This is a genomic window from Microcoleus sp. bin48.metabat.b7b8b9.023 (assembly GCF_013299185.1).
Classification (GTDB): Bacteria; Cyanobacteriota; Cyanobacteriia; order Cyanobacteriales; family Microcoleaceae; genus Microcoleus.
This window is the reverse complement of sequence record NZ_JAAFKG010000009.1, coordinates 52,292-72,945: the sequence shown is the minus strand read 5'-3', so window position 1 is coordinate 72,945 and position 20,654 is coordinate 52,292. Positions and strand designations below refer to the sequence as shown.

At 46.7% G+C, this 20,654-nt stretch carries 16 protein-coding genes; 4 read left to right on the top strand and 12 right to left on the bottom strand.

Going from position 1 to position 20,654, the window contains the following annotated elements; translation table 11 throughout:
* Window positions 1-23: 23 nt before the first annotated feature.
* The 3 genes from QZW82_RS07715 to QZW82_RS07705 all read right to left on the bottom strand — a co-directional run bounded on the left by QZW82_RS07715 (window position 24) and on the right by QZW82_RS07705 (window position 3,697).
* Window positions 24-1,241, bottom strand: a complete 1,218-nt coding sequence (locus QZW82_RS07715) for an ABC transporter permease (RefSeq protein ID WP_293146747.1) — start codon at window positions 1,239-1,241, stop codon at window positions 24-26.
* A gap of 249 nt (window positions 1,242-1,490) precedes the next feature.
* Entirely contained in the window at window positions 1,491-3,359 is a 1,869-nt protein-coding gene (locus QZW82_RS07710) for an efflux RND transporter periplasmic adaptor subunit (RefSeq protein WP_293146746.1), read from the bottom strand.
* A gap of 161 nt (window positions 3,360-3,520) precedes the next feature.
* Window positions 3,521-3,697, bottom strand: a complete 177-nt coding sequence (locus QZW82_RS07705; RefSeq protein WP_293146745.1) for a hypothetical protein — start codon at window positions 3,695-3,697, stop codon at window positions 3,521-3,523.
* A 109-nt stretch (window positions 3,698-3,806) separates the two neighbouring features.
* On the opposite strand from QZW82_RS07705, the gene QZW82_RS07700 reads away from it, so the two are divergent.
* A complete protein-coding gene (locus QZW82_RS07700; protein ID WP_293146744.1) occupies window positions 3,807-4,217 on the top strand; it encodes a hypothetical protein in 411 nt (136 codons plus the stop codon).
* 86 nt (window positions 4,218-4,303) lie between these two features.
* On the opposite strand, the gene QZW82_RS07695 is transcribed toward QZW82_RS07700, so the two are convergent.
* The 9 genes from QZW82_RS07695 to QZW82_RS07655 form a co-directional block, all read right to left on the bottom strand.
* Entirely contained in the window at window positions 4,304-5,314 is a 1,011-nt protein-coding gene (locus QZW82_RS07695) for an ABC transporter permease (protein ID WP_293146742.1), read from the bottom strand.
* Window positions 5,315-5,607: 293 nt separating this feature from the next.
* A complete protein-coding gene (locus QZW82_RS07690) occupies window positions 5,608-5,994 on the bottom strand; it encodes a transcriptional regulator (protein WP_293146740.1) in 387 nt (128 codons plus the stop codon).
* Complete coding sequence (locus tag QZW82_RS07685) at window positions 5,966-6,289, bottom strand: type II toxin-antitoxin system RelE/ParE family toxin (RefSeq protein WP_293146866.1); 324 nt, start codon at window positions 6,287-6,289, stop codon at window positions 5,966-5,968. The genes QZW82_RS07690 and QZW82_RS07685 overlap by 29 nt, the downstream gene beginning before the upstream one ends.
* 95 nt (window positions 6,290-6,384) lie before the next feature.
* On the bottom strand, window positions 6,385-8,040 hold the full coding sequence (locus QZW82_RS07680) for an ABC transporter substrate-binding protein (protein ID WP_293146738.1): 1,656 nt from the start codon (window positions 8,038-8,040) through the stop codon (window positions 6,385-6,387).
* Between the two features lie 347 nt (window positions 8,041-8,387).
* Window positions 8,388-9,002, bottom strand: coding sequence for a hypothetical protein (locus QZW82_RS07675; protein ID WP_293146736.1), 615 nt, complete (start codon window positions 9,000-9,002; stop codon window positions 8,388-8,390).
* 397 nt (window positions 9,003-9,399) lie between these two features.
* Entirely contained in the window at window positions 9,400-10,527 is a 1,128-nt protein-coding gene (locus QZW82_RS07670; RefSeq protein WP_293146734.1) for a type II secretion system F family protein, read from the bottom strand.
* Window positions 10,528-10,775: 248 nt separating this feature from the next.
* Window positions 10,776-11,873 (bottom strand): type IV pilus twitching motility protein PilT, encoded by a 1,098-nt coding sequence (locus QZW82_RS07665; protein ID WP_293146732.1) that lies wholly within the window; start codon window positions 11,871-11,873, stop codon window positions 10,776-10,778.
* Between the two features lie 117 nt (window positions 11,874-11,990).
* Window positions 11,991-14,000 (bottom strand): GspE/PulE family protein, encoded by a 2,010-nt coding sequence (locus QZW82_RS07660; RefSeq protein ID WP_293146730.1) that lies wholly within the window; start codon window positions 13,998-14,000, stop codon window positions 11,991-11,993.
* Window positions 14,001-14,102: 102 nt separating this feature from the next.
* Window positions 14,103-15,431, bottom strand: a complete 1,329-nt coding sequence (locus QZW82_RS07655) for a transposase (RefSeq protein ID WP_293146728.1) — start codon at window positions 15,429-15,431, stop codon at window positions 14,103-14,105.
* A gap of 308 nt (window positions 15,432-15,739) precedes the next feature.
* Here QZW82_RS07655 and grpE point away from each other — a divergent pair, with 308 nt between their 5' ends.
* From grpE to dnaJ, 3 genes are all read left to right on the top strand, one after another.
* On the top strand, window positions 15,740-16,531 hold the full coding sequence (gene grpE / locus QZW82_RS07650; protein ID WP_293146726.1) for a nucleotide exchange factor GrpE: 792 nt from the start codon (window positions 15,740-15,742) through the stop codon (window positions 16,529-16,531).
* A 290-nt stretch (window positions 16,532-16,821) separates the two neighbouring features.
* On the top strand, window positions 16,822-18,930 hold the full coding sequence (gene dnaK, locus QZW82_RS07645) for a molecular chaperone DnaK (protein ID WP_293146724.1): 2,109 nt from the start codon (window positions 16,822-16,824) through the stop codon (window positions 18,928-18,930).
* Window positions 18,931-19,055: 125 nt separating this feature from the next.
* The gene (gene dnaJ, locus QZW82_RS07640; RefSeq protein ID WP_293146722.1) at window positions 19,056-20,186 is read left to right on the top strand and encodes a molecular chaperone DnaJ; all 1,131 of its coding nucleotides are present in this window, start codon (window positions 19,056-19,058) and stop codon (window positions 20,184-20,186) included.
* Window positions 20,187-20,654: the final 468 nt, after the last annotated feature.

The window sequence follows — 20,654 nt, the reverse complement described above, 5'->3', positions numbered from 1 at the left end:
AGTGAGTAATGATTAATGACTAATTAAGCGCTTCTGAGTGCAACAATCGGGTCGAGTTTCGCAGCTTGTTTGGCCGGTACAACGCCGAAGAATAAGCCGATACCGCCGGAAACACCAACTGCAAGGGCGATCGCCACTGGAGACACACTAGCTTGCAGAGGAGTAAAAGCAGACACTAACAAAACGCCACCAATACCAAATCCAGTACCGATCGCACCACCAGCAGCCGACAAAATCACAGCCTCAATCATAAACTGAATCAGAATATCCTGAGGAGAAGCACCGATCGCCTTTCGCAGTCCAATTTCCTTAGTACGTTCGGTAACAGAAACCAGCATGATATTCATAATTCCGATGCCGCCCACAAACAGCGAAATCGCCGCCACAAAAGCCAACATCAGAGTCAAAGCACCAGTAATGCTGCCCAAAGTCTTCATTAAATCCTTCTGATTTCGGACAGTAAAATCATCTTCCTTAGTAATATTGTGACGCAAACGCAGCAAATTTTCAATTTGAAATTGCGCCGCACTCATTAACTTCTCATCTTTCACAGAAACCGAAATAAATGTTACCTTAGTACCGTAGGGAGACGAGCGACCGACAATGCGGTTAGCCATCGTTGTTAGCGGCAAATAAACATTCATATCTTGATTGTCACCAAAACTCGAACCCTTAGCCTGCATCACTCCAATCACTTGAAAAGTTGCGTTTTTGATGCGAACATATTGACCGACAGGCTGAGTATTGCCAAACAATTGTTCAGCAGCTTCTGAACCTAAAGCAACTACATTTTCTTGTCTTTCTAAATCTAGCTTGTTTAAAAAACGACCTTGACCAACATCAAAGCTTCTCACCGGCAGAAACTCAGGAGTAGTTCCGACAATCGAAGACGAAACATTTTTATTGCGGAAAGTAACGATTTGACTGTCATTGAGAGTTGGTGCGACTGCTTCGACAGAAGGGACTTGAGAGGCGATCGCCTCTGCATCATCCAAAACCAAAGTTTGAGGAGGAATCACCGGGCGACTTTGGGCATCAGGACTTCCGGGAATGATAAACAGCAAATTTGAACCCAGAGAGTTAACCTGTCCCGCAATATAGGTTTGAGCTCCTTCGCCAATACCAATCATCGAAATTACGGAAGCATTACCGATGATAATTCCTAACATCGTCAAGCTGCTGCGTAACTTGTTGGCTGTCAAAGTTGTGACAGCCATTTTGACGCTTTCAATAATATCCATGAGTCTATTTTAGATTGTAGATTTTGGATTTGCGATTTTTGGTAATTGGGAATCAGTAATTTAAATCCGTTACATCCCAGGACTTATGAAACTGGCACAAAATACAAGTTAACTCTTAGGTATGTAGTTGCGCTTGAGCGCTCTTTCATATATCTGTAAAGAGCGCTCAAGCGCAACAACGTACCTTTATTTAATATGAGAGTTGTGCCCAGGAATAACATCCCGTACATTGCTCGTTCCCAACTTCCTCTACTTCTGATTCTTAATAATATCCTCCAACTTTTTACCAGCAGGAAGTTCAGTAAAAACCCGATCGCCCGCCTTAGCACCCTCTAAAATCTGAATCTTGTTACCAATAGTCGATCCAACCGTCACAGCCTTAAACTTCGGCTGCTGTTTCTCATCGGGAACCAGCACACCCGTTTGCCCTTTATTAGTTACAATCGCCACAGTTGGAACAACCAAAGCATTGCTCAATTTTTGACCGACAAATTTCAAATCAACATTCATCCCAGACTGCAAGAAATCCTTACCAGTGTCAATGGCGACGCGGACTTGAAACAAAGTCACATCCCGTTCTTTCACAGCTTCCGGCGCAATCAATTTAACCTTGCCTTTAAACACTTTATCGGGATAAGCATCAGCCACAATTTCCACCACTTGACCGGGTTTTATTTGACTGATATCTGCTTCTGGCACTTTCGCTAAAACTTCCACATCTCTAGCGAGAGCCACAATCGATGTTGAAGTTGCCGAAGTCGCTTCCGAAGCCGAAGTTGCCGGAGTTACAAAAGCTCCTTGAATCGCGTATCTTTGGGTAATAACTCCTGCAAAAGGAGCGCGAACTTTTGTATCTTCTAACTGCACTTCTTGGAAGCGGACTTGAGCCTGAGCTTCAGCTAAATCAGCTTTAGCCGAAGCTATTTCTTCCGGGCGAGCACCGTTTTCTTGTACGGCTAATTGGCTTTTTGCTTCAGCAACTGCTGCTTCGGCTTTGGCGATTTCTTCTGGACGGTTGCCGTTTTCTGTTTGTGCTAATTTACTTCTAGTTTCAGCAACTTCTGCCTCGGCTTTGGTAATTTCTTCCGATCGCGTGCCGTTTTGCAACTGCTTCAATGCTTGCTGTTCGACTTCCACAGCAGCTTGCAGTTGCTGGATTTGCGACTCCCGACTTTCTTGCAATTGTTGGAGGCGTTTTTGGGCTTCTGTTACCTTAGCTTTGGCAGTGCGATTTTCCTTGATCAGTTCATCGAGTTTATCTTGAGCAAGAGCACCTTCTTGGACTAACGGGCGGTTGCGTTCCACCCGCTGAGCTGTTAATTCGGCTTGAGCTTTACTCGATTCAATTTGCGTTTGTGCTTGGGCAATTTCTTGTTTGACACTGCCAGTTTGAGCGTCTGCTAAACGAGCTTGAGCTTGGGCTAAACGAGCTCGCCCTTGGCTGACTTCTTCCACGCGACTGCCGGCTTTGAGTTGCTGCAAGCGGGCTTGAGTTTGCTCTAAGCGGGCTCTGGCTCCTGCAACTTCTTCGACGCGGCTGCCGGCTTGGAGTTGCGCCAGAGTAGCCTGGGCTTGCTCTAAGCGCGCTTGAGCGCTGGCGATGTCTTCCGATCGATTTCCGGCTTCAATTTTGGCAAGTTTCGCTCGAATGCTGGCTTCGCGGGCCTTGGCTTGAGCGAGTTGAGCTTCCACATCGCGGCTTTCCATGCGGGCGACGATTTGTCCTGCTTCGACGCGATCGCCCTGTTCGACAAATAACTCTGCGATCCGGCCGGAGCCTTTGGGGCTGAGATTCACGCGCTGTACGGGTTGTACCGTCCCGCTCGACGTGATCCGCACCGTCAGGTTTTGTGCTTCCACCGGCACTGTCATCGCTGCGATCGCATCTACTTTCGGCTGCGATCGACTTTTTGATATATATATGGTAGTCGGTACAGCTAGCAACCCGGCTGCAAGCAAACCGAGGGCCCACCGCGGCATCTTCCGCGCGGCTTTTTTCGGGGATTGCTTTTGGGCGGTTTTTTTATCTGCAATTTTAGTCTCTGGGGCCTTGGTGTCTGCAATCTGAGTATCTTCCACCTTGACCTGAGCAGTTTCCTTTTTGGGGCTAACGATCATACCGACTCACCTAATTAAATCTCAGGATTACCTTAAGGGTAAAATTTTTTCTGATGCGCGGCATCGTCTTTCAGACTCATCCGATCGGGTGATTTAAAAAAAGTTCCCCAACCAGCACCTGTAAACAATTATAGCTAATCTTTGCAACTTATTAAATAATGTTAAGTTTTTTCAGTCTCAAGAGGCGAGCTCAAACTTCGATCGCGCTCAACTGACTTTCTGCGGGGGCGGGCTCTGCCGCGTGGGCGATCGGCTTCCAGTAAGTCGTGGGTTGTCTTGTAGGGCGATCGCACAGTGCGCGCCCGGTAACTACACAGTATGAAGACGCTGACTATCATAAATCCATTTGTCGATCGTACCCTGTCCAAGTCCTGAATATCTATGTGCCCTGTGCGCGCAACAGGTTAAAATATTTTGCAAATCCGTTGAAAATGGAAAAGCTTCAACATGAATCGTCCTCAAAGCGTTACAGTTCTGGCAATCTTACAGTTAATTAGTGGCATCTTCAGTCTGCTTGACGGCTTGTTCATCTTACTTTTTGCAGGCGTTTTAGGCGGTCTCGGCGCGGTTGGATTCGGTGCAAAAGTTGGCACTGTCATCGGCGGCTTCATTGCAATTTTTTCGGCGATCGCGATAATTATCGGAATTATTTCCCTAGTCTTAGCATGGGGTTTGCTTCAACTAAAAAAATGGGCTTGGACTGGAACATTAATTATCCATGTCATCGCCGTCGTCGCGCAAATTGCCAAAATGTTGGGTAGTGCAGGTGCAGCAGTCAATTTTCTATCTCTGGGTTTTGCAGCAGCTAGCATTTACTACCTGTTACAGCCGGATGTTAAACAAGCATTTTCTGTTTAATAATCTATACCTGACTCTTTCAGTCCGCGCAGGCGGACTTTGTTTGTGTAGATGCGATTTCAATCGCCGAATCCGATCTATTCTAATTAACGGTACTGAATTCTCGGGTCAAAAAAAGCATAGGAAATATCAACCGCCAGATTGATCAGTACAAAAGTCACAGCCACAAATATTACTCCTCCTTGCACAATTGGGTAATCCCGCGTCAGGATACCGCTGTAAACCCAGGAACCAATTCCCGGCCACGAGAAAATTGTTTCAGTCAAAATTGCCCCGCCCAAAAGCGTGCCGAACTGCAAACCTATAGTTGTGACGATCGGCAAAAACGCATTTTTCAAAGCGTGTCTCAAAACCACCCAAAATTCCGGCAATCCCTTAGCCCGCGCCGTGCGGATGTAATCTTGCGCCAGCACTTCCAGCATCGCAGCACGAGTAATTCGAGCGATAATCGCCAAGGGGATTGTTCCTAAAGTTAAGGCTGGGAGTACGAGATGGGCGATCGCATCTCCCAAAGCCACCAAATCCCACCTCAGCAAAGCATCCAAAACATAAATACCCGTAATTGGCTGAAAACCAAACCCCAAATCAACACTAATTCGCCCGCTAGGAGGCAGCCATTTCAGATAAACAGCAAACAAATAAATCAACATCAATCCCAACCAATAGACTGGTAAAGATACGCCAATCAAAGAACCGCTCATCGTCAGATTATCCAGCCAGCTATTTTTCCGAACAGCAGCCAAAATCCCCGCCGGAATTCCGATTATAAGTGCCACCAACATCGCCGCCACCGACAGTTCCAAAGTAGCAGGCCAGCGACTTCTAATTTCATCAACAATCGGAATACCGCTAATAATACTATTTCCCAAATCGAATCGAATCAAACTACTTAAAAAAGCCAAATACTGCAAAGGTAAAGGCTGATTCAAGCCCAATCTCGCCTTTAATATTTCTACCTGTTCGGGAGTTCCGCGTTCTCCCAAAAGCACAGTCGCCGGATCTCCCGGTATCAAATGCAAAAACGCAAATACCAGCACTGTAATTCCCAAAAGAACGGGTAATATTCCCAGCAAACGTTTAACAATATATTGGAACATCAGTTTATTTTAAATGCGATCTCATTATAAGGAATGAAAATTCAATAATTTCAGCATCTTTACGCCCGCTAGCTTTGCAGGCAAGGATTGAAAGTTCGAGATTGCTTAAGTTATTAAATTGCCATTCCTAAGTTCGTAGTGCGGACTTCAGTCCGCTTTTTGGCTGCGGACTGAAGTCCGCACTACGAACCTTCTTTATCGATCGAAGCAAATTCGGAATCTAACCTTGAATATTCTTGCGTTTCCCTAAAAGCGGTTGCGAATGTGCGATCGCCATAAAAAGCTGCGATCGGCTATAAATTAGCTGGTTCCGGGGCTCGTTCTGATTCCCCAATCTTCGTTGATTCCGAGTCAGCGGGCAACTCACTATTTTCGACAGTAATTGCTAGTTTAAATCCTAACGCTTCGAGCAATTCTACAAAACAGTAAATTTCCGAACCTCCACTTGCTGTCAACATTTTGTCAAGCTTTTCATGATGCTGTTTCGCAGAAGCAGAAAGAGCATTCATCCTAATTCGAGCCTCAATCACCTTTCTAATTGCATTTCTAAACAGTTCCCGTTCAGGTTCTTTTTCTTCCAAGATAGCCTCAATATAACCAGCAGCTTCTTCCGGCTCTTTGAGAGATTCAATTAGGTAATCGCGGTAGCTATCACTCGCAGGCATTTTCACGTTTTTCATAGTCTATCCAGTATTCTATAGCTTTTTGAATGTCTTGTTGTTGGGTACTTTTGTCCCCAGCTATGAGGATTACCACAATTGTCAAATCAAATTGTCCAAAGTAGACGCGGTAGCCTGGGCCATAATTAATTTTGAGTTCAAAAACTCCTTGTCCCACTGACTTAAAATCTCCGAGATTACCTTGCTCAACTCGGTCAAGCCTAGCCTTGATTCTAACTCTAACATTCCGATCGCGGAGAGCATCAAGCCACTCGGTGAATGGTCTTCTACCTTCTGCTGTAGTGTAACGTCGAATTTCACTCTCGTTGTACTTCCATCAGTGTATCACTCTCGATCGGCAATTTCTATAGTAGAGCGATCGGCAGTACATTCAGCATGAAAATCACTTTTTTAAGACTTACTAACTTCCTCAAAAGACTCCGAACCTAAAGGACTCGGAATCCAACCTTGAATATTCTTGCGTTTCCCTAAAAGCGGCTGCGAATGGACGATCGGCAAACGCACCGCCTCCCCATGCAAAATCTCGCTAACTTCCGCATAAATTTTCGCCCGGGCTGCTTTATCCCCACTCGCCCTCCCCTTATCTAAAAGTTCCAAAACCTTCGGATTTTTCCAATTTCCCAAATCCGCAGTCGAACCAGGGCCGAAGTGAGGATAATAAAAATTGTCAGGATCGCCATAATCTCCAGTCCAACCCATCATAAAAGCTTGAAAGCCTGGAGGTTTTAGCCGATCGGCTAAATAAGCAGACCAATCCTTTGTCAGCAACTTTACCCGAATCCCGATCGCGCTTAAATCCGCAGCAAAAGCCTCAGCGATCGGCTTCGGCGTGGGAAAATAGGGACGGCTGACTGGCATATACCACAAATCCAAATCAAAACCGTTTGGATAACCAGCCTTCGCCAGCATTGCTTTAGCTTGCTGCGGGTTAAATTCGTAATCTTTAACTTTGTCCGACGCCGCCCAATTCAGCGCAGGCGGGATAAATTGTGAATCATATTTGCCAAGTTCTCCCCAGAAAGCCTTGACGATGGCTTGCTTGTTGATTGTTTGGGCGATCGCCCGTCTTACCTCTGATTTCGCCAAAGGCGCGTAACCTGGATTTAACGCCAAATAACCCACATTAAAAGAAGGGCGCAAAACAGTTTCCAAATTAGCATCCGCTTGCACCTCTTTCAATTGATCCGGCGTTAAATCCACAGTAAAATCAAGTTGACCAGCCCTCAATTGAGCGAGTCTTGCCGCCGGATCGTCCACAAAACGAATTACCAATTGATTGACTTTCGGCGTTCCAGCTTTCCAATAATTCGGATTTTTTTCTAAGATAATGCGATCGCCCGAGATCCATTCCTTAAACACAAAAGGCCCCGTACCCACCGCCAGCGACCCCGGAGTGCCGTATTTAGCACCCGCTTTCTTCACCGCCGCCGGACTCGCAATCCCAAAATAACCAGACCCAATCGCCGAAGGAAAGGCAGCAAAAGGCCGATTTAACACGAACCTAATCGTAGACTTATCAACAACGGTCACATCCTTGACCAGGGAATCTTTATCGCCCTTAAACCCAGCAAAAAAGTTTTTCCAAATCTGATAAGTTTTGCCAGAATCTCGATACCCGTTAGGATTTTTGGCATCCCACCAGCGATCGACATTAAACTTAACAGCATCCGCATCAAAATCCGTCCCGTCGTGAAACTTCACCCCGGATCGCAACTTAAAAGTCCAAGTTTTGCCATCTGTCGAACTCGACCATTCAGTCGCCAGACTCGGTTCCAATTCCACGGTTCCGGGTTTAAAATCAGTTAAACGATTGTAGATTTGGTCGATCGCAATCACCGAATTACCATCAGTAACATTTCCCGGTTCCAGATTCACCGGCGGCCCGCCCGCACCGTAGACTAAAGCCCCTGGTGGAACAGCCGCAGGAGCGATCGGAGTTGGAGAATTATTAGTAATATTTGCAGGAGTACCACAATTTGATAGAACTACAGCCATCCCAAAAACTAGAGCTAATAAAACTAAACGCCAGGATTTTAACAACCTCATTTCAATAGCTCCTATTTAATAAAATTATATTCCTATCAAGAAAATTCTAATTTCCTCATTCTCTCCCCTCTGCGTTCTCTGCGTCCTCTGTGGTTAACCTCTTAATTCTTATCTTACATAAAATTTAATCAACAAAATATAACACACTGATTACCAATTACCCTTTATCATTACAAAAAAGAATTGGCTTAAAGCCCCAAGCGCGATCGGAAGAAATTAAAATCAGACTATTAATTACTGCAATCCCCGGACTTCCCAGTACAGATGGCTGTCACAGACAACTAAGAGGGCAGGCACGGGGGCACTACCCCTACAATTGTCAACTTAATTATCGATCGCACCACCGCCTACAACTCATAACTCTCCTCACCCATACTCCCCAATTCTGGGCTACCGACAAACTCTTCATCCTCCAATTCCTCAATCCCCGAGTCAAAACTTTCAACAACAAACGGCAACCCCGCCGCCATCAAACCGCGTTGAATGCGATCGCTAGTTTCCTCAAACAAAACAAATAGCGGATGAACAGCCTCAGCCTCATCGCTAAAAATATGTCTGTAGCGGTACGGCATCACCCACTCGTAAGTTTTATCCAACCAAACCTGACACTGCCGCCAGCGGCCCAACAAATCAGAAAAATCTTCACCAGGGCGGTGAATAAAAACCAAAATTTCCACCCCAATTTTAACTTTCCACTCTGGATCGCACATCAAAATCACCAAATCGCAGGGCAAACAAACTGCCTGTCCCGGCGCTATGCAAGTGCCTCCGCTTCCAGCATAGGAAACCCCCTCCCGCAAGCGCGCAATGGGCAATGGAATGGTAATTAAGCTTTCGTTAGCGCGGCGGATACTCGGAATCATCTCCATGTACAGCCGATATTTTTTCAGCAGGGCGATCGCTGCCGAAAATTCGCTGTACTGTGCTAGTAAAGCCTCGTAATGTGACTGTTTTACAGACATTTTAAATTAATTAATTAGTCATTAGTCATTAGTCATTAGTCATTGGTCATTAGTCATTAGTCATGGGGCATGGGGCATGGGGCATGGGGCATAGGGCATAGGGCATAGGGCAAACAGGGCATTGGTCATTAGTCAATTGTCATTGGCAATTTGTAATTGGTAATTTGCAATTGGTTATTCATTAGTTCGCAACAATTGGTCATTGGTTCTTCAAAGATTAGCCAAGACCATATCACTGACTGAACAGTATTAACAACTCAAACAAAGCCAATGACAACTGTCAACTGACAACTGTCAACTGTCAACTGTCAACTGACAACTGTCAACTGTCAACTGTCAACTGTCAACTGTCAACTGACAACTGTCAACTGTCAACTGACAACTGACAACTGACTTTTTACAGCTTCTGAAACACTGAGAACATCGGCAGATACATCGACAGCAAAATCGAACCTACGATACCACCGACCACAACAATCATCAGAGGTTCCAGCATACTGGTAAGTCCCTTGACTGCTTCTTCGACTTCCGTTTCGTAGAAAGCGCCAACTTTCATCAACATTTTGTCAAGTTCCCCAGTCTCCTCGCCAATTGCCATCATTTGAATTGCCAAGGACGGAAAAACAGCTTGTTCTTGCAAAGCAATACTGATCATGCCACCGCTTTGAATTTCCTGTCTCGCATATTCGATCGCATTTGAGATCGCCTGATTCCCCGCCACATCTCGCACAATTTCCAAAGAGTTCAGAATCGGCACACCCGATCGCGTCAGCGAGCCAAAGATGACGCAAAACCTCGCCACCGCCGATTTTTCAATCAAATCTCCAAAAATTGGCAACTTCATCGCAATTCTATCGATTTGGAGGTGACCTACTGGAGTTTTGTAGTACATATCGAAGGCAAATTTTAGCGCTATAATTACCCCAATAACTGTCAGTTGTTGGATCGGAGGCCAAGCCGTACAAAATGCGCTAATCCCCAACATAAACACCGTAAAAGCAGGCAAGTCTGCACCAATATCCTTAAAGATTTTTGCGAAAGTTGGTAGCAAAAAAATCGTCATTGCGAAAAAAATCACAATCGCGATGAAAAACACAGTCTTCGGATAAGACATCGCAGATTTAATTTCAGCCTCCGTCTTGTGATTTTTTTCCATCATCACCGCCAGACGGTCGAGGGTTTCATCTAGCACACCGCCGACCTCTCCCGCCGCCACCATACTGATAAACAGTTGGTCAAAAACATCAGGAAACTTAGCCATCGCCTCTGCCAAGTTTATCCCTTCTTGCACGTCAGCATTCATGCTCCTGAGCGCTCGTTTCAACTTAGCATTAGAGCACTGTTCGTGCAGCACGGAAAGGCATCTCACGATCGCCACCCCGGCATTAAACATAGCCGCAAACTGACGGGCAAAAATCGCCATATCCTTAACAGTAAGACTGCTAAGGTTATACTCAAATTGCTCCTGAATCCTACTGAGATCGAAGCCTGTTTTTGGTTTTGGATTAATAACATTTGTAGCCATAGATTGCCTCTGGAAAATTATTTAAAGTCATTAGTCATTGGCAATCAGTCATTAGTCATTAGTGATTGGTCATTTCTGCGGACTGCTGACCAATAACTGATTGCTTAGCCCCAAAACAGGTACAAGTCCCAACACTTATGAGAGTCGATCCCCAAATTTTAGATTGTAATTCAAGCTCCCAGATTCACTGCGCTGCAATTAAATCTAAAATCTAAAATCTAAAATCTAAAATGGACTGACTGACTCAATTAATGAGCCCCTACCTTGCCTGTACCAACAGGTGCCGGGCCGATCAAGCGTTCGAGTTCATCAGCCTTAGAAGCCTTGGCCATTGCCGATTCCCAAGTGATTTTACCGCCCTTGTAAAGTTCAGCGAGGGCCATTTCCATCGTCCTCATGCCCAATTTTGCCCCCATTTGGATTTGGGAGTAAATCATAGGAGTTTTGCCCTCCCGGATCAAGTTAGCCATAGCTGGAGTATTCACCATGATTTCCATAGCGCAGCAGCGGCCGCCCCCAACTTTCACAACCAAATTTTGGCTGCAAATTCCGACTAAAGAGTTAGACACTTGGGCGCGAACTTGGGGTTGTTGAATGGGCGGGAACACGTCCAAAATCCGATCGATCGTAGCAGCAGCCGAATTAGTGTGCAGCGTTCCCATCACCATGTGACCCGTTTCTGCCGCCGAAATTGCCAGACCGATCGTTTCCAAGTCCCGCATTTCCCCCACCAGAATCACGTCCGGATCTTCGCGCAGGGCTGCTTTCAGCGCATTAGCAAAGCTCTTAGTATCTTCGCCCTTTTGGCGTTGGTGAAACAAACTCTTGACATTCGGAAACACATATTCGATCGGGTCTTCAACCGTCAGAATGTGTTCAGCCCGCGTCCGGTTGACCAGATCCAACAAAGCCGCCATCGTAGTAGTTTTCCCGGAACCTGTCTGTCCCGTTACCAACAGCATACCCCTGGGTCTTTCCGTCAGATCCCGCAAAATCTGCGGCACGCCTAAAGCATCTGCGTTAGGAATCTTAGAAGCCAGAGCCCGCATACAAGCAGCCCAAGCACCCCGCTCACGGTACACATTCACCCGGAACCGAGCCAATCCCTTCACCCCGTAAGCGCAGTCGAGTTCCCACTCCATTTCCAACTGCTTGCGCTGCATATTGTTGAGCATTTGGAAGATCAGGATCTGCACTTCCTCAGCAGACAAAATGTCGCCGTATTGGGACTGAGGAGTTAGTTTTCCGTGGACGCGGAAGAAGATAGGCGCGCCTGCTTGGATGTGTATGTCCGAACCCCCTTGCTCTACCAGGGACTCCAATACGTCTTCAATCATCAGACCCATAGATACCTCTCCTCGATCTAGTTGATAGTTATTGACCAATCTAGCTCAGTTAACAGTTAACAGTTAACAGTTAACAGTCAACAGTCAACAGTCAACAGTCAACAGTTAACTGCTGAATCAATCCAAAAAGCGTGGCGTCAAGCAGTACGGACAATCCAGCATCTCCGGCTTCAATTCCGCCCGACAAGTTTTGCAGGTAAGTCCCTGCTTGCGTTTGGCTTTCAGTTCTGCCTCCAACCCGGAGTCAGTAAAGGTCACCCGCTCGACTTCTTCAAAGGTAGTCGCGCCTTCCCGCACCAACTGCAAGCTGTAAGCCAACAACGTTTTCATCCCTTCTTCTACCGCTGCTTCCTTAAGTTGCTCTGTGGGAGCCCCTTGAGTGATCAGAGTTTGCAGCCGCTCAGTATTTTTCAGGAACTCGTAAACGCCTACCCGTCCTTTGTAGCCTAGGCCGCTGCACTTCCGACAAAGTTGATCGCGTTCTGCGAGTCCTTTCCTTTCCTCTACCGGTATGGTGTTGGCTTTGTTAACAGTCAGATCGATTTCTTGAGAAGCCGACAGACCGTAGCGACCGAGTTCGGCCGCAGTAGGCTGGTAAGGAATGCAGCATTTGTCGCAAACGCGCCGCATCAGACGCTGAGCCAACACGCCCAACAGAGCGGCTGAAACCATGAACGGTTCTACGCCCATTTCGTCCAAACGCGCGATCGCCCCTGCCGCGTCGTTAGTGTGCAGTGTGGTCAGCACTAAGTGTCCCGTCAAAGCAGCTTCCAGAGCAGTTTTCGCCGTTTCTCTGTCCCGCGTTTCCCCCACCAGAATCACGTCAGGGTCTTGCCGCAAAAACGCCCGCAGCAGGTTGGAAAAAGTCAAGTCTTTTTCCCGAATGACTTGACATTGGGTAATTCCCGGCAAAGCATATTCGATCGGGTCTTCCGCCGTACTGATATTAACCCCCGGATCGTTGCGTTCCGCCAGAATCGAGTACAGAGAAGTTGACTTACCCGAACCCGTCGGCCCCGTCACCAAAATCAGTCCGAACGGACGGCTAGCAGTCTCTCGCACCAAAGCCAGAGTTTCTTGATCCGAGATCAACAAACCCAAACCCAACTGAGTGCTGGAACTGTCCAAAATCCGCAGCACGATTTTTTCGCCGTACCGGGAAGGCAAGCTATTCACCCGGAAATCTACCGTGCGTCCCTCAAACACCCGGCGAATACGACCATCTTGAGCTTGTCGGCGTTCGGCAATGTCCAAGTTGGCAATAATCTTGAAACGAGCCGTAATCGATTGCACAACCTGTTTCGGAAACCGGAAATACTCTTGCAGCACCCCATCTTTCCGCATCCGTATCCGCATAAACTCTTCTTGAGGTTCTACGTGGATGTCAGACACCTTTTCCGACAAAGCTTTAGCCAAAATGATGTTGACAGCCTTAATTACCGGAGCCGCCTCAGCATCGTCTATGGTGTTGGCTAAGTCTTCTTGGTCAGAACTCTCCTCTTCTAATGAGAGTTCGCCAAAATCTCCTTCGCCTAACTCCAGTTTTCTCTGCTTTTCGGCTTCTGCTATTTTGGCGGCTACCTTAACTTGGTCGTCTTGATAGGACGAAGTGATGTCCTGGTAGTCGTCTGGCGTAATCACCCGTCGCTGCAAAGCCAATCCGTGAGGCTGTAAAATCCGCCGCAAATCTTCTATGGCGTTGAGGTTGTCGGGATCTACCATTGCCACTAAAACAGCCTGAGGCTCGGTTTCAGTCTTCGCTACTGGTAAAAAGCGACCTTGGTGACAAATGTCGATCGAAATTTTCAACCCATCGAGCATAATTCCGAGTTGCTCGTTCGACATTTCGCTCATCTCCGGGTCATACGCTTCAACCCCGTAGACAATCTTCCGTTCAAACATCTGCTGCTTCTTGTAAAGCCGCAGCAATTCAGGAGGCAACGGCTGCCCGGTAAGTGCTTCTAATACCTCCGTCAACCGCTTACCCGACTTCCGGCTTTCAAGTTGAGCTTGTTTCACTTGGTCGCCGTTGACGTAACCCGACTGAATCATCTTGTTGAGAGCCGGAGGCAAAACGCTGATAGCAACTATCGATGTGCGAGAAGACCCCTGGGATGTGTTAGTCATAAAAAACACTCATGATTGTGGGAAACTCAGTCACAGAGAGTGCTGAGAGGAAAACCAACGCGGGGTTTTAACCCCCGTATCTTTTGCTTGTGGTTGACACTCTCAGAGCTGAAGCCACTGAGATTCTGCGGACAAAGTAGATTTAGGTAATACCCAAAGTCTAACTCTCGCTACGGTCGTCAAAGACCGTCTACCCAGTTGGTTTAAGCTTACACCTAACTTACTGGCTACTTTTCTGAGAATATTGGCAGCACCATTTAAGTCTGCATTCACAATCGAAGCATTAGCTGACCGATACAAGCCACGTTTAATCCGTTTTCCAGATGCTTTCCACCCAGATGGCTTTTCACCATATTTGGGTAGGGAGTCACCATCTAAAAAACTAGCTTTCGATGTATATGCTTCTTCTGTTTCGACAAACCTGATACCGTGCAAATCGCACAGTTCTTTTAACCTATTTTTGAGTTTACCTAAAGGCATTTGAACAAATTTTTGATTGTTCACTTTGCCGAGATTAGTGTGAGACTTAAAACCTTCATTCCACCCAACTATCAGTGTACCAATTCCAGATTTCAGGCAATGGTTAGCAATCAACTTGGCAGCCTTGTTGATACCATCACGCATTTGGTGATTGCGTTTTCGGGTAACACGGTCTAACCAATTATCCCAATAACCTTCTGGCTTTCCTTCTTGTCTAGTTGCTACTTTCTTGTTCCACAATTGATTCATCGCTTTCATTGCACGAGAATCAATCAAAAAAGAATTTCCTAATGTATCGACACAAGCTGCTAAATTATCAGCAGTTCCCAAGTCAATTGATAATGCTTGACAAATGTCCAGATTATGTTGTTGTTTTTCAACCTCGTAGGATATTTCCAGATAAAAAGCACCATTGTTAGGGAGAATCGTAAACTCTTTCACTTTGGAAAAATCCAAATTCGATGGCATAGGTAAAAAGAATTCAGAAACTCCAAACCATCGGCTTACTGTTAAACCCAAGGCAAATCTTAACTGATTGCCAACAAGTTTCGGTCTTAACCCTCCCGAATTTGGATAAGCCACTTTGAACAATTTAGAACCTGTCAGGTATCCCGGTGGCTTGGGCTTGAAATGCAATTGACCTTTGATGTACAAATCTCTTACTTCTTTAAAAGATTTGAAAGCTTCTGTGACTGACATCAATGTTTGCTGCATTGGTGTTGATGGCAACGACTTAGCAACCATTGATTTTGCAACTGACGATTCAAAAGATAAGTCGAATTTTCCCGTCAACAGTTTTCCGGTCTTAAAAAAAGTTTGACGAGCCAAATAAACACCACTGTTGTACAGTTTACCTGATTGTTGGCAGAGATACTCCAACAATGCTTTAACTTCTTTGGTTGGAGACAGTAATACTTGCTGAACTCCCATTGTTTTTTGGGTTTTAGTCACCTCTATTTTCCTGAATATTGGTTGACTTGTCTACTTTCAGTTATCATACTAGATATCTCAAGGTCAATCAACAAAATATTTAAAAAGAAAGAAAGAAAGAAAGAAAGAAAGAAAGAAAGAAAGAAAGAAGACGGGGACTAAAGTCCCTCGTGCCGCTTCCCTAGGAAGGACTAAAGTCTCGCTCGTTTCCCGCATCCCGTATTCTTTTTATGAATCTGATAGTGCCAGACACAGTAAATTATAGTTCTATACATATACCATGTTAAGTGTATCTGCTAGAATTGATAGGGTTCTGTCGCGCAGCTATTATGATTGACGAGGAAAAACAGCAAGATCTAGATCCTAACTCAACTGGGGAAACCCCAGAGGGTTCACCAATGGCAAGCGAAACTCCGTCGGCACCAGCAAACTCGAACGAAGCAGCCGATTGGGAGCTTGAACTTGCTCAAGCTTATCAAAGCGCCGAGGGCGATCGCAAGGGAGCAAACGCATCCGGGGATCCTGTCACCGGCAATTCCACCAACAGCCCGACAGCAGACGCGGCTGAATCATGGAAGAGGGAACTCGCCTCCGTAAGAGATGAAAAAGAGGCTTTAAAAACTCAGTTGCAAGCCACATCGGCTCAACTAGAAGACCTAAAAAATCAAAATCTCCGCCTAGCAGCAGATTTTGAAAACTTCCGCAGGCGCACCCAAAAGGAAAAAGAAGAGTTAGATTTACAGGCAAGGTGTCTCACGATCAAGCCGCTGTTGCCGGTAATCGACAATTTCGAGCGCGCTCGATCGCACATTAAGCCGCAAAACGACGGCGAAATGAACATTCACAAAAGCTACCAAAGCGTTTACAAGCAAATGGTAGATGGTCTCAAGCAAATTGGGGTTTCTCCGATGCGCCCTGAAGGTGAACAGTTTGACCCCAACCTCCATGAAGCTCTCCTCAGCGAGCCCACAGACGAACACGAGGAAGGAACAATCATCCAAGAACTAGAACGCGGCTACATTCTGGGCGATCGTGTCTTGCGCCACGCCAAAGTGAAAGTTGCGGCGCCTGGGATATCTGTGGTAGCCTCAGATGAAAATCCCGATAGTTCGGAAAGTTAATCGGGACAGAAGCTACTGCATTCCTCGAAGTCACTGACCCCCGAAGAGAATTCGGGGGTACGAAGGTGGCAGACTCACCAACTTCTTAATTCAGGACTAAAAGCAGGTCAGCGCTTTCTCAACAAATTCTGAACAATTTTTTAACGAGTCTGCGATCTTGCATTAAAATATCAAGTTTGTTTCCTACAAATCGAGTCAGGTGATGCTTGTTAAAACAAGCTTAGTCGTTTTTTATACCCCAACTTGTAGTTGGAAGTTTCCAAACATCCCACAAAGTTTTATGAGGCGCTATGGGAAAAATTATTGGAATTGACCTCGGCACGACCAACAGTTGCGTAGCTGTATTGGAGGGCGGTAAACCAGTCGTGATCGCCAATTCTGAGGGCGGCCGCACAACTCCGAGCATCGTAGGATTTGGCAAGGCGGGCGATCGCTTAGTCGGTCAACTAGCCAAGCGGCAAGCTGTAACTAATGCTGTAAATACTGTTTACAGCATCAAACGATTTATCGGGCGCAGGTGGGACGACACGGAAGAAGAACGATCCCGCACTCCCTATACCTGCATCAAAGGCAAAGACGACACTGTTAACGTCCAAATTCGGAACAAAGTTCACACCCCCCAAGAAATCTCGGCAATGGTACTCCAAAAGCTCAAGCAAGATGCTGAAGCTTATTTGGGACAAACTGTTACCCAAGCCGTGATTACTGTGCCGGCATACTTTACAGACGCCCAGCGCCAAGCTACTAAAGACGCCGGTACGATCGCAGGTTTAGAAGTCCTGCGGATAGTCAACGAACCGACGGCGGCCGCCCTTTCCTACGGGCTCGACAAGCAAAATATCGAACAGAAAATCTTGGTCTTTGACCTCGGCGGCGGTACTTTCGACGTTTCGATCCTGCAATTGGGAGACGGAATTTTTGAAGTCAACGCCACCGCAGGTAACAACCATCTCGGAGGAGATGACTTTGATGACTGCATAGTTCAGTGGCTGGTAGAAGCTTTCCGAACTCAAGAAGGTAGCGACCTCTCAACAGACAAAATGGCTTTGCAGCGCCTCCGAGAAGCTGCGGAAAAGGCGAAAATTGAACTCTCTCTCTCGCAATCCACATCCATTAATTTGCCGTTCATCTCCTCTGATGCTAAAGGGCCCAAGCATTTGGAAATGGATCTCTCGAAGGCTCAGTTTGAAAAACTGGTGGCTCATTTGGTGCAGGCGACGATCGATCCGGTGACTCAAGCCCTCAAAGACGCAAGTCTTACCCCGAAAAATATAGACAGGATTATTTTAGTCGGAGGCTCAACCCGAATTCCGGCAGTTCAAGAGGCAATTAGTAAGTATTTTGGGGGCGCGTCTCCCGATAAATCGGTGAATCCCGACGAAGCTGTAGCCGTAGGCGCGGCAATTCAAGCCGGGGTGTTGGGCGGTGAAGTCAAAGATTTGCTGTTGCTAGACGTGACGCCACTTTCCCTGGGACTCGAAACCTTGGGCGGTGTGTTTACCAAAGTAATCGATCGCAATACAACCATCCCCACCAGTCGATCGCAAATGTACAGCACGGCTGCTGACGGACAAACCTCCGTAGAAATTCACGTGCTCCAAGGCGAGCGCGCATTGGTAAAAGACAACAAAAGTCTCGGCAAATTCCTCCTCAAAGGCATTCCCGCAGCCCCCCGCGGCGTACCTCAAATCGAAGTTACCTTTGAAATCGATGCCAATGGCATTCTCAAAGTTGCCGCAGAAGACAAGGGAACCGGCAAAGAACAAAGCATCCAAATTTCTAATACAGGAGGCTTGAGCGAAACGGAAGTCGAGCGGATGCGGCAAGAAGCCGAACTTTACGCCGACGAGGACATCAAGCGCGCTCAAGTAGTAGAACTCAAAAATCAAGCCGACACCCTGGTCTATAATTGTGGTGTCACTTTGAAAACCAACGCGCAATTGCTGAGCGACGACCTCAAAGTCGCAGCCGAATCAGCAGCAACAGCTTTGAAGGCCGCGATGGCTAACCCCGACATCACTGTTGAGGAACTCACCGAGCAAATCGAAGCTTTCAAGCAACTGCTATACTCCCTCGGGACAGCAGTCTACGAGCAAGCCCGCAGCGGGGTAGCCCACTCCTCGCCAGAGGTTGAAAGCGAGATGATGTCAGAACTAGAAGAGGTTGCAGCTACCGACGACAGCCTTTTCCTGGCAGAAGAGCTGCTGGTGGCGCCACAACCGGAACCACAACCGGAACCACAACCGGAACCCAAACCGGAACGACAGTCCAAGCGACAGCCGGAACCACCACCGAAACCCAAACCGGAACGACAGTCCAAGCGACAGCCGGAACCACCCCCAGAACTCAAACCGAAGGTTCCCGAACCGGAAGTTGATGAGATGAATCCTTTCCTTTAGAACTGAAAAGCTAAAAATTAAAAATTAAAAATTCTTATTGTTAATTTTTAATTGGTAATTTCAGGAAAGGTCGCCCGTTTCTTTTTCGTACACTTTTTGTTATTTACCTCCAGGCAAGCAGCTTTATGGCCGGTGATTACTATGAAATATTAGGCGTTTCTCGTAGCGCAGACAAAGAAGAAATTAAGCGTGCTTACCGCCGCCTAGCTCGCAAATACCATCCAGATGTCAACAAAGAATCTGGTGCTGAGGAGCGGTTTAAAGAAATTAACCGTGCCTACGAGGTACTCTCAGAACCCGAAACCCGCGCCCGTTTTGACCGTTTCGGCGAAGCAGGCGTAAGCGGTGCGGCGGCGGGGCCTGGTTTCCAAGACTTTGGCGACAGCTTTGCCGATATTTTTGAAAGCTTCTTTCAGGGTTTTCAAGGAGGGGCGGGCGCCCAACAGCAAGGTCGCAGACGCAGCGGCCCCGTGCGCGGAGACGATTTGCGACTGGATTTGCGCCTGGATTTCCGCGAAGCAGTTTTTGGTGGGGAAAAAGAACTCCGCATCAAGCACCTAGAAACCTGCGAAACTTGCACCGGAACTGGCGCCAAGCCGGGAACCAGACCTCAAACCTGTTCGACTTGTACCGGCAGCGGTCAAGTCCGACGCGCTACCCGCACGCCTTTCGGCAGCTTTACTCAAGTTTCTGTTTGCCCCACCTGCAACGGCACCGGGCAAGTTATTGAGGACAAGTGCGAAACTTGTGGCGGCCGCGGTCAGAAAGAAGTGATGAAAAAGCTGAAAATCACTATTCCGGCCGGGGTAGACAACGGTACTCGCTTGCGCGTTTCCAATGAAGGAGATGCTGGCAAGTTGGGCGGCCCACCAGGAGATCTTTACGTGTTTTTGGCTGTGAATGAAGACCCGCTATTTAAGCGGGACGGCATTAATGTTAATTCGGAAGTGAAGATTAGTTACTTGCAAGCAATTTTGGGCTGCCGGTTGGAAGTGGAAACTGTAGATGGGCCGACGGAATTGTTGATTCCTACTGGGACTCAGCCTGATACGGTTCTGACTCTGGAGAAAAAAGGAGTGCCTAAGTTGGGCAATCCAGTCAGTCGCGGCGACCATTTGATTGCGGTGTCTATTGATATTCCGACTAAGGTGACTGCTGAGGAACGGGAGTTGCTGATGCAGCTTGCTAAGCTGAAGGGCGATCGTACTGGTAAAGGTGGCTTGGAAGGATTTTTGGGCAATTTGTTTCAGAAATAAGCAATTTTTTGACACCCATGGGTGTCAAATTTTCCTGTTTGATGATTCCGTGGCAATTTTAAAAATTATCTCTCCAAAAAATGAGCGCAATTGCGCTCATTTTGTACAGGTAGAATAATTGTTGGCATTTTGTTTAATTCTCTGTCAAAAAAGTGAGCGCAATTGCGCTCATTTTGTACAGGTAGAATAATTGTTGGCATTTTGTTTAATTCTCTGTCAAAAAAGTGAGCGCAATTGCGCTCATTTTGTACAGGTAGAATAATTGTTGGGCAATTTGTGGGAATAGTCCTTCACAAAATGAGACCCATGGGTCTCAAGAATCGGTCGTAGAATAATTGTTGGGCAATTTGTGGGAATAGTCCTCGAAAAATGAGACCCATGGGTCTCAAAAATCGGTTGTAGAATAATTGTTCGGCAATTTGTGGGAATAGTCCTCCCAAAAATGAGACCAATTGGTCTCAAAAATCG

What these genes read in the sequence shown, in the direction of transcription:
- QZW82_RS07715 (WP_293146747.1), bottom strand. Translation starts at nt 1,241, where the DNA reads ATGGATATTATTGAAAGCGTCAAAATGGCTGTCACAACTTTGACAGCC.
- QZW82_RS07710 (WP_293146746.1), bottom strand. Translation starts at nt 3,359, where the DNA reads ATGATCGTTAGCCCCAAAAAGGAAACTGCTCAGGTCAAGGTGGAAGAT.
- QZW82_RS07705 (WP_293146745.1), bottom strand. Translation starts at nt 3,697, where the DNA reads ATGATAGTCAGCGTCTTCATACTGTGTAGTTACCGGGCGCGCACTGTG.
- QZW82_RS07700 (WP_293146744.1), top strand. Translation starts at nt 3,807, where the DNA reads ATGAATCGTCCTCAAAGCGTTACAGTTCTGGCAATCTTACAGTTAATT.
- QZW82_RS07695 (WP_293146742.1), bottom strand. Translation starts at nt 5,314, where the DNA reads ATGTTCCAATATATTGTTAAACGTTTGCTGGGAATATTACCCGTTCTT.
- QZW82_RS07690 (WP_293146740.1), bottom strand. Translation starts at nt 5,994, where the DNA reads ATGAAAAACGTGAAAATGCCTGCGAGTGATAGCTACCGCGATTACCTA.
- QZW82_RS07680 (WP_293146738.1), bottom strand. Translation starts at nt 8,040, where the DNA reads ATGAGGTTGTTAAAATCCTGGCGTTTAGTTTTATTAGCTCTAGTTTTT.
- QZW82_RS07675 (WP_293146736.1), bottom strand. Translation starts at nt 9,002, where the DNA reads ATGTCTGTAAAACAGTCACATTACGAGGCTTTACTAGCACAGTACAGC.
- QZW82_RS07670 (WP_293146734.1), bottom strand. Translation starts at nt 10,527, where the DNA reads ATGGCTACAAATGTTATTAATCCAAAACCAAAAACAGGCTTCGATCTC.
- QZW82_RS07665 (WP_293146732.1), bottom strand. Translation starts at nt 11,873, where the DNA reads ATGGGTCTGATGATTGAAGACGTATTGGAGTCCCTGGTAGAGCAAGGG.
- QZW82_RS07660 (WP_293146730.1), bottom strand. Translation starts at nt 14,000, where the DNA reads ATGACTAACACATCCCAGGGGTCTTCTCGCACATCGATAGTTGCTATC.
- grpE (WP_293146726.1), top strand. Translation starts at nt 15,740, where the DNA reads ATGATTGACGAGGAAAAACAGCAAGATCTAGATCCTAACTCAACTGGG.
- dnaK (WP_293146724.1), top strand. Translation starts at nt 16,822, where the DNA reads ATGGGAAAAATTATTGGAATTGACCTCGGCACGACCAACAGTTGCGTA.
- dnaJ (WP_293146722.1), top strand. Translation starts at nt 19,056, where the DNA reads ATGGCCGGTGATTACTATGAAATATTAGGCGTTTCTCGTAGCGCAGAC.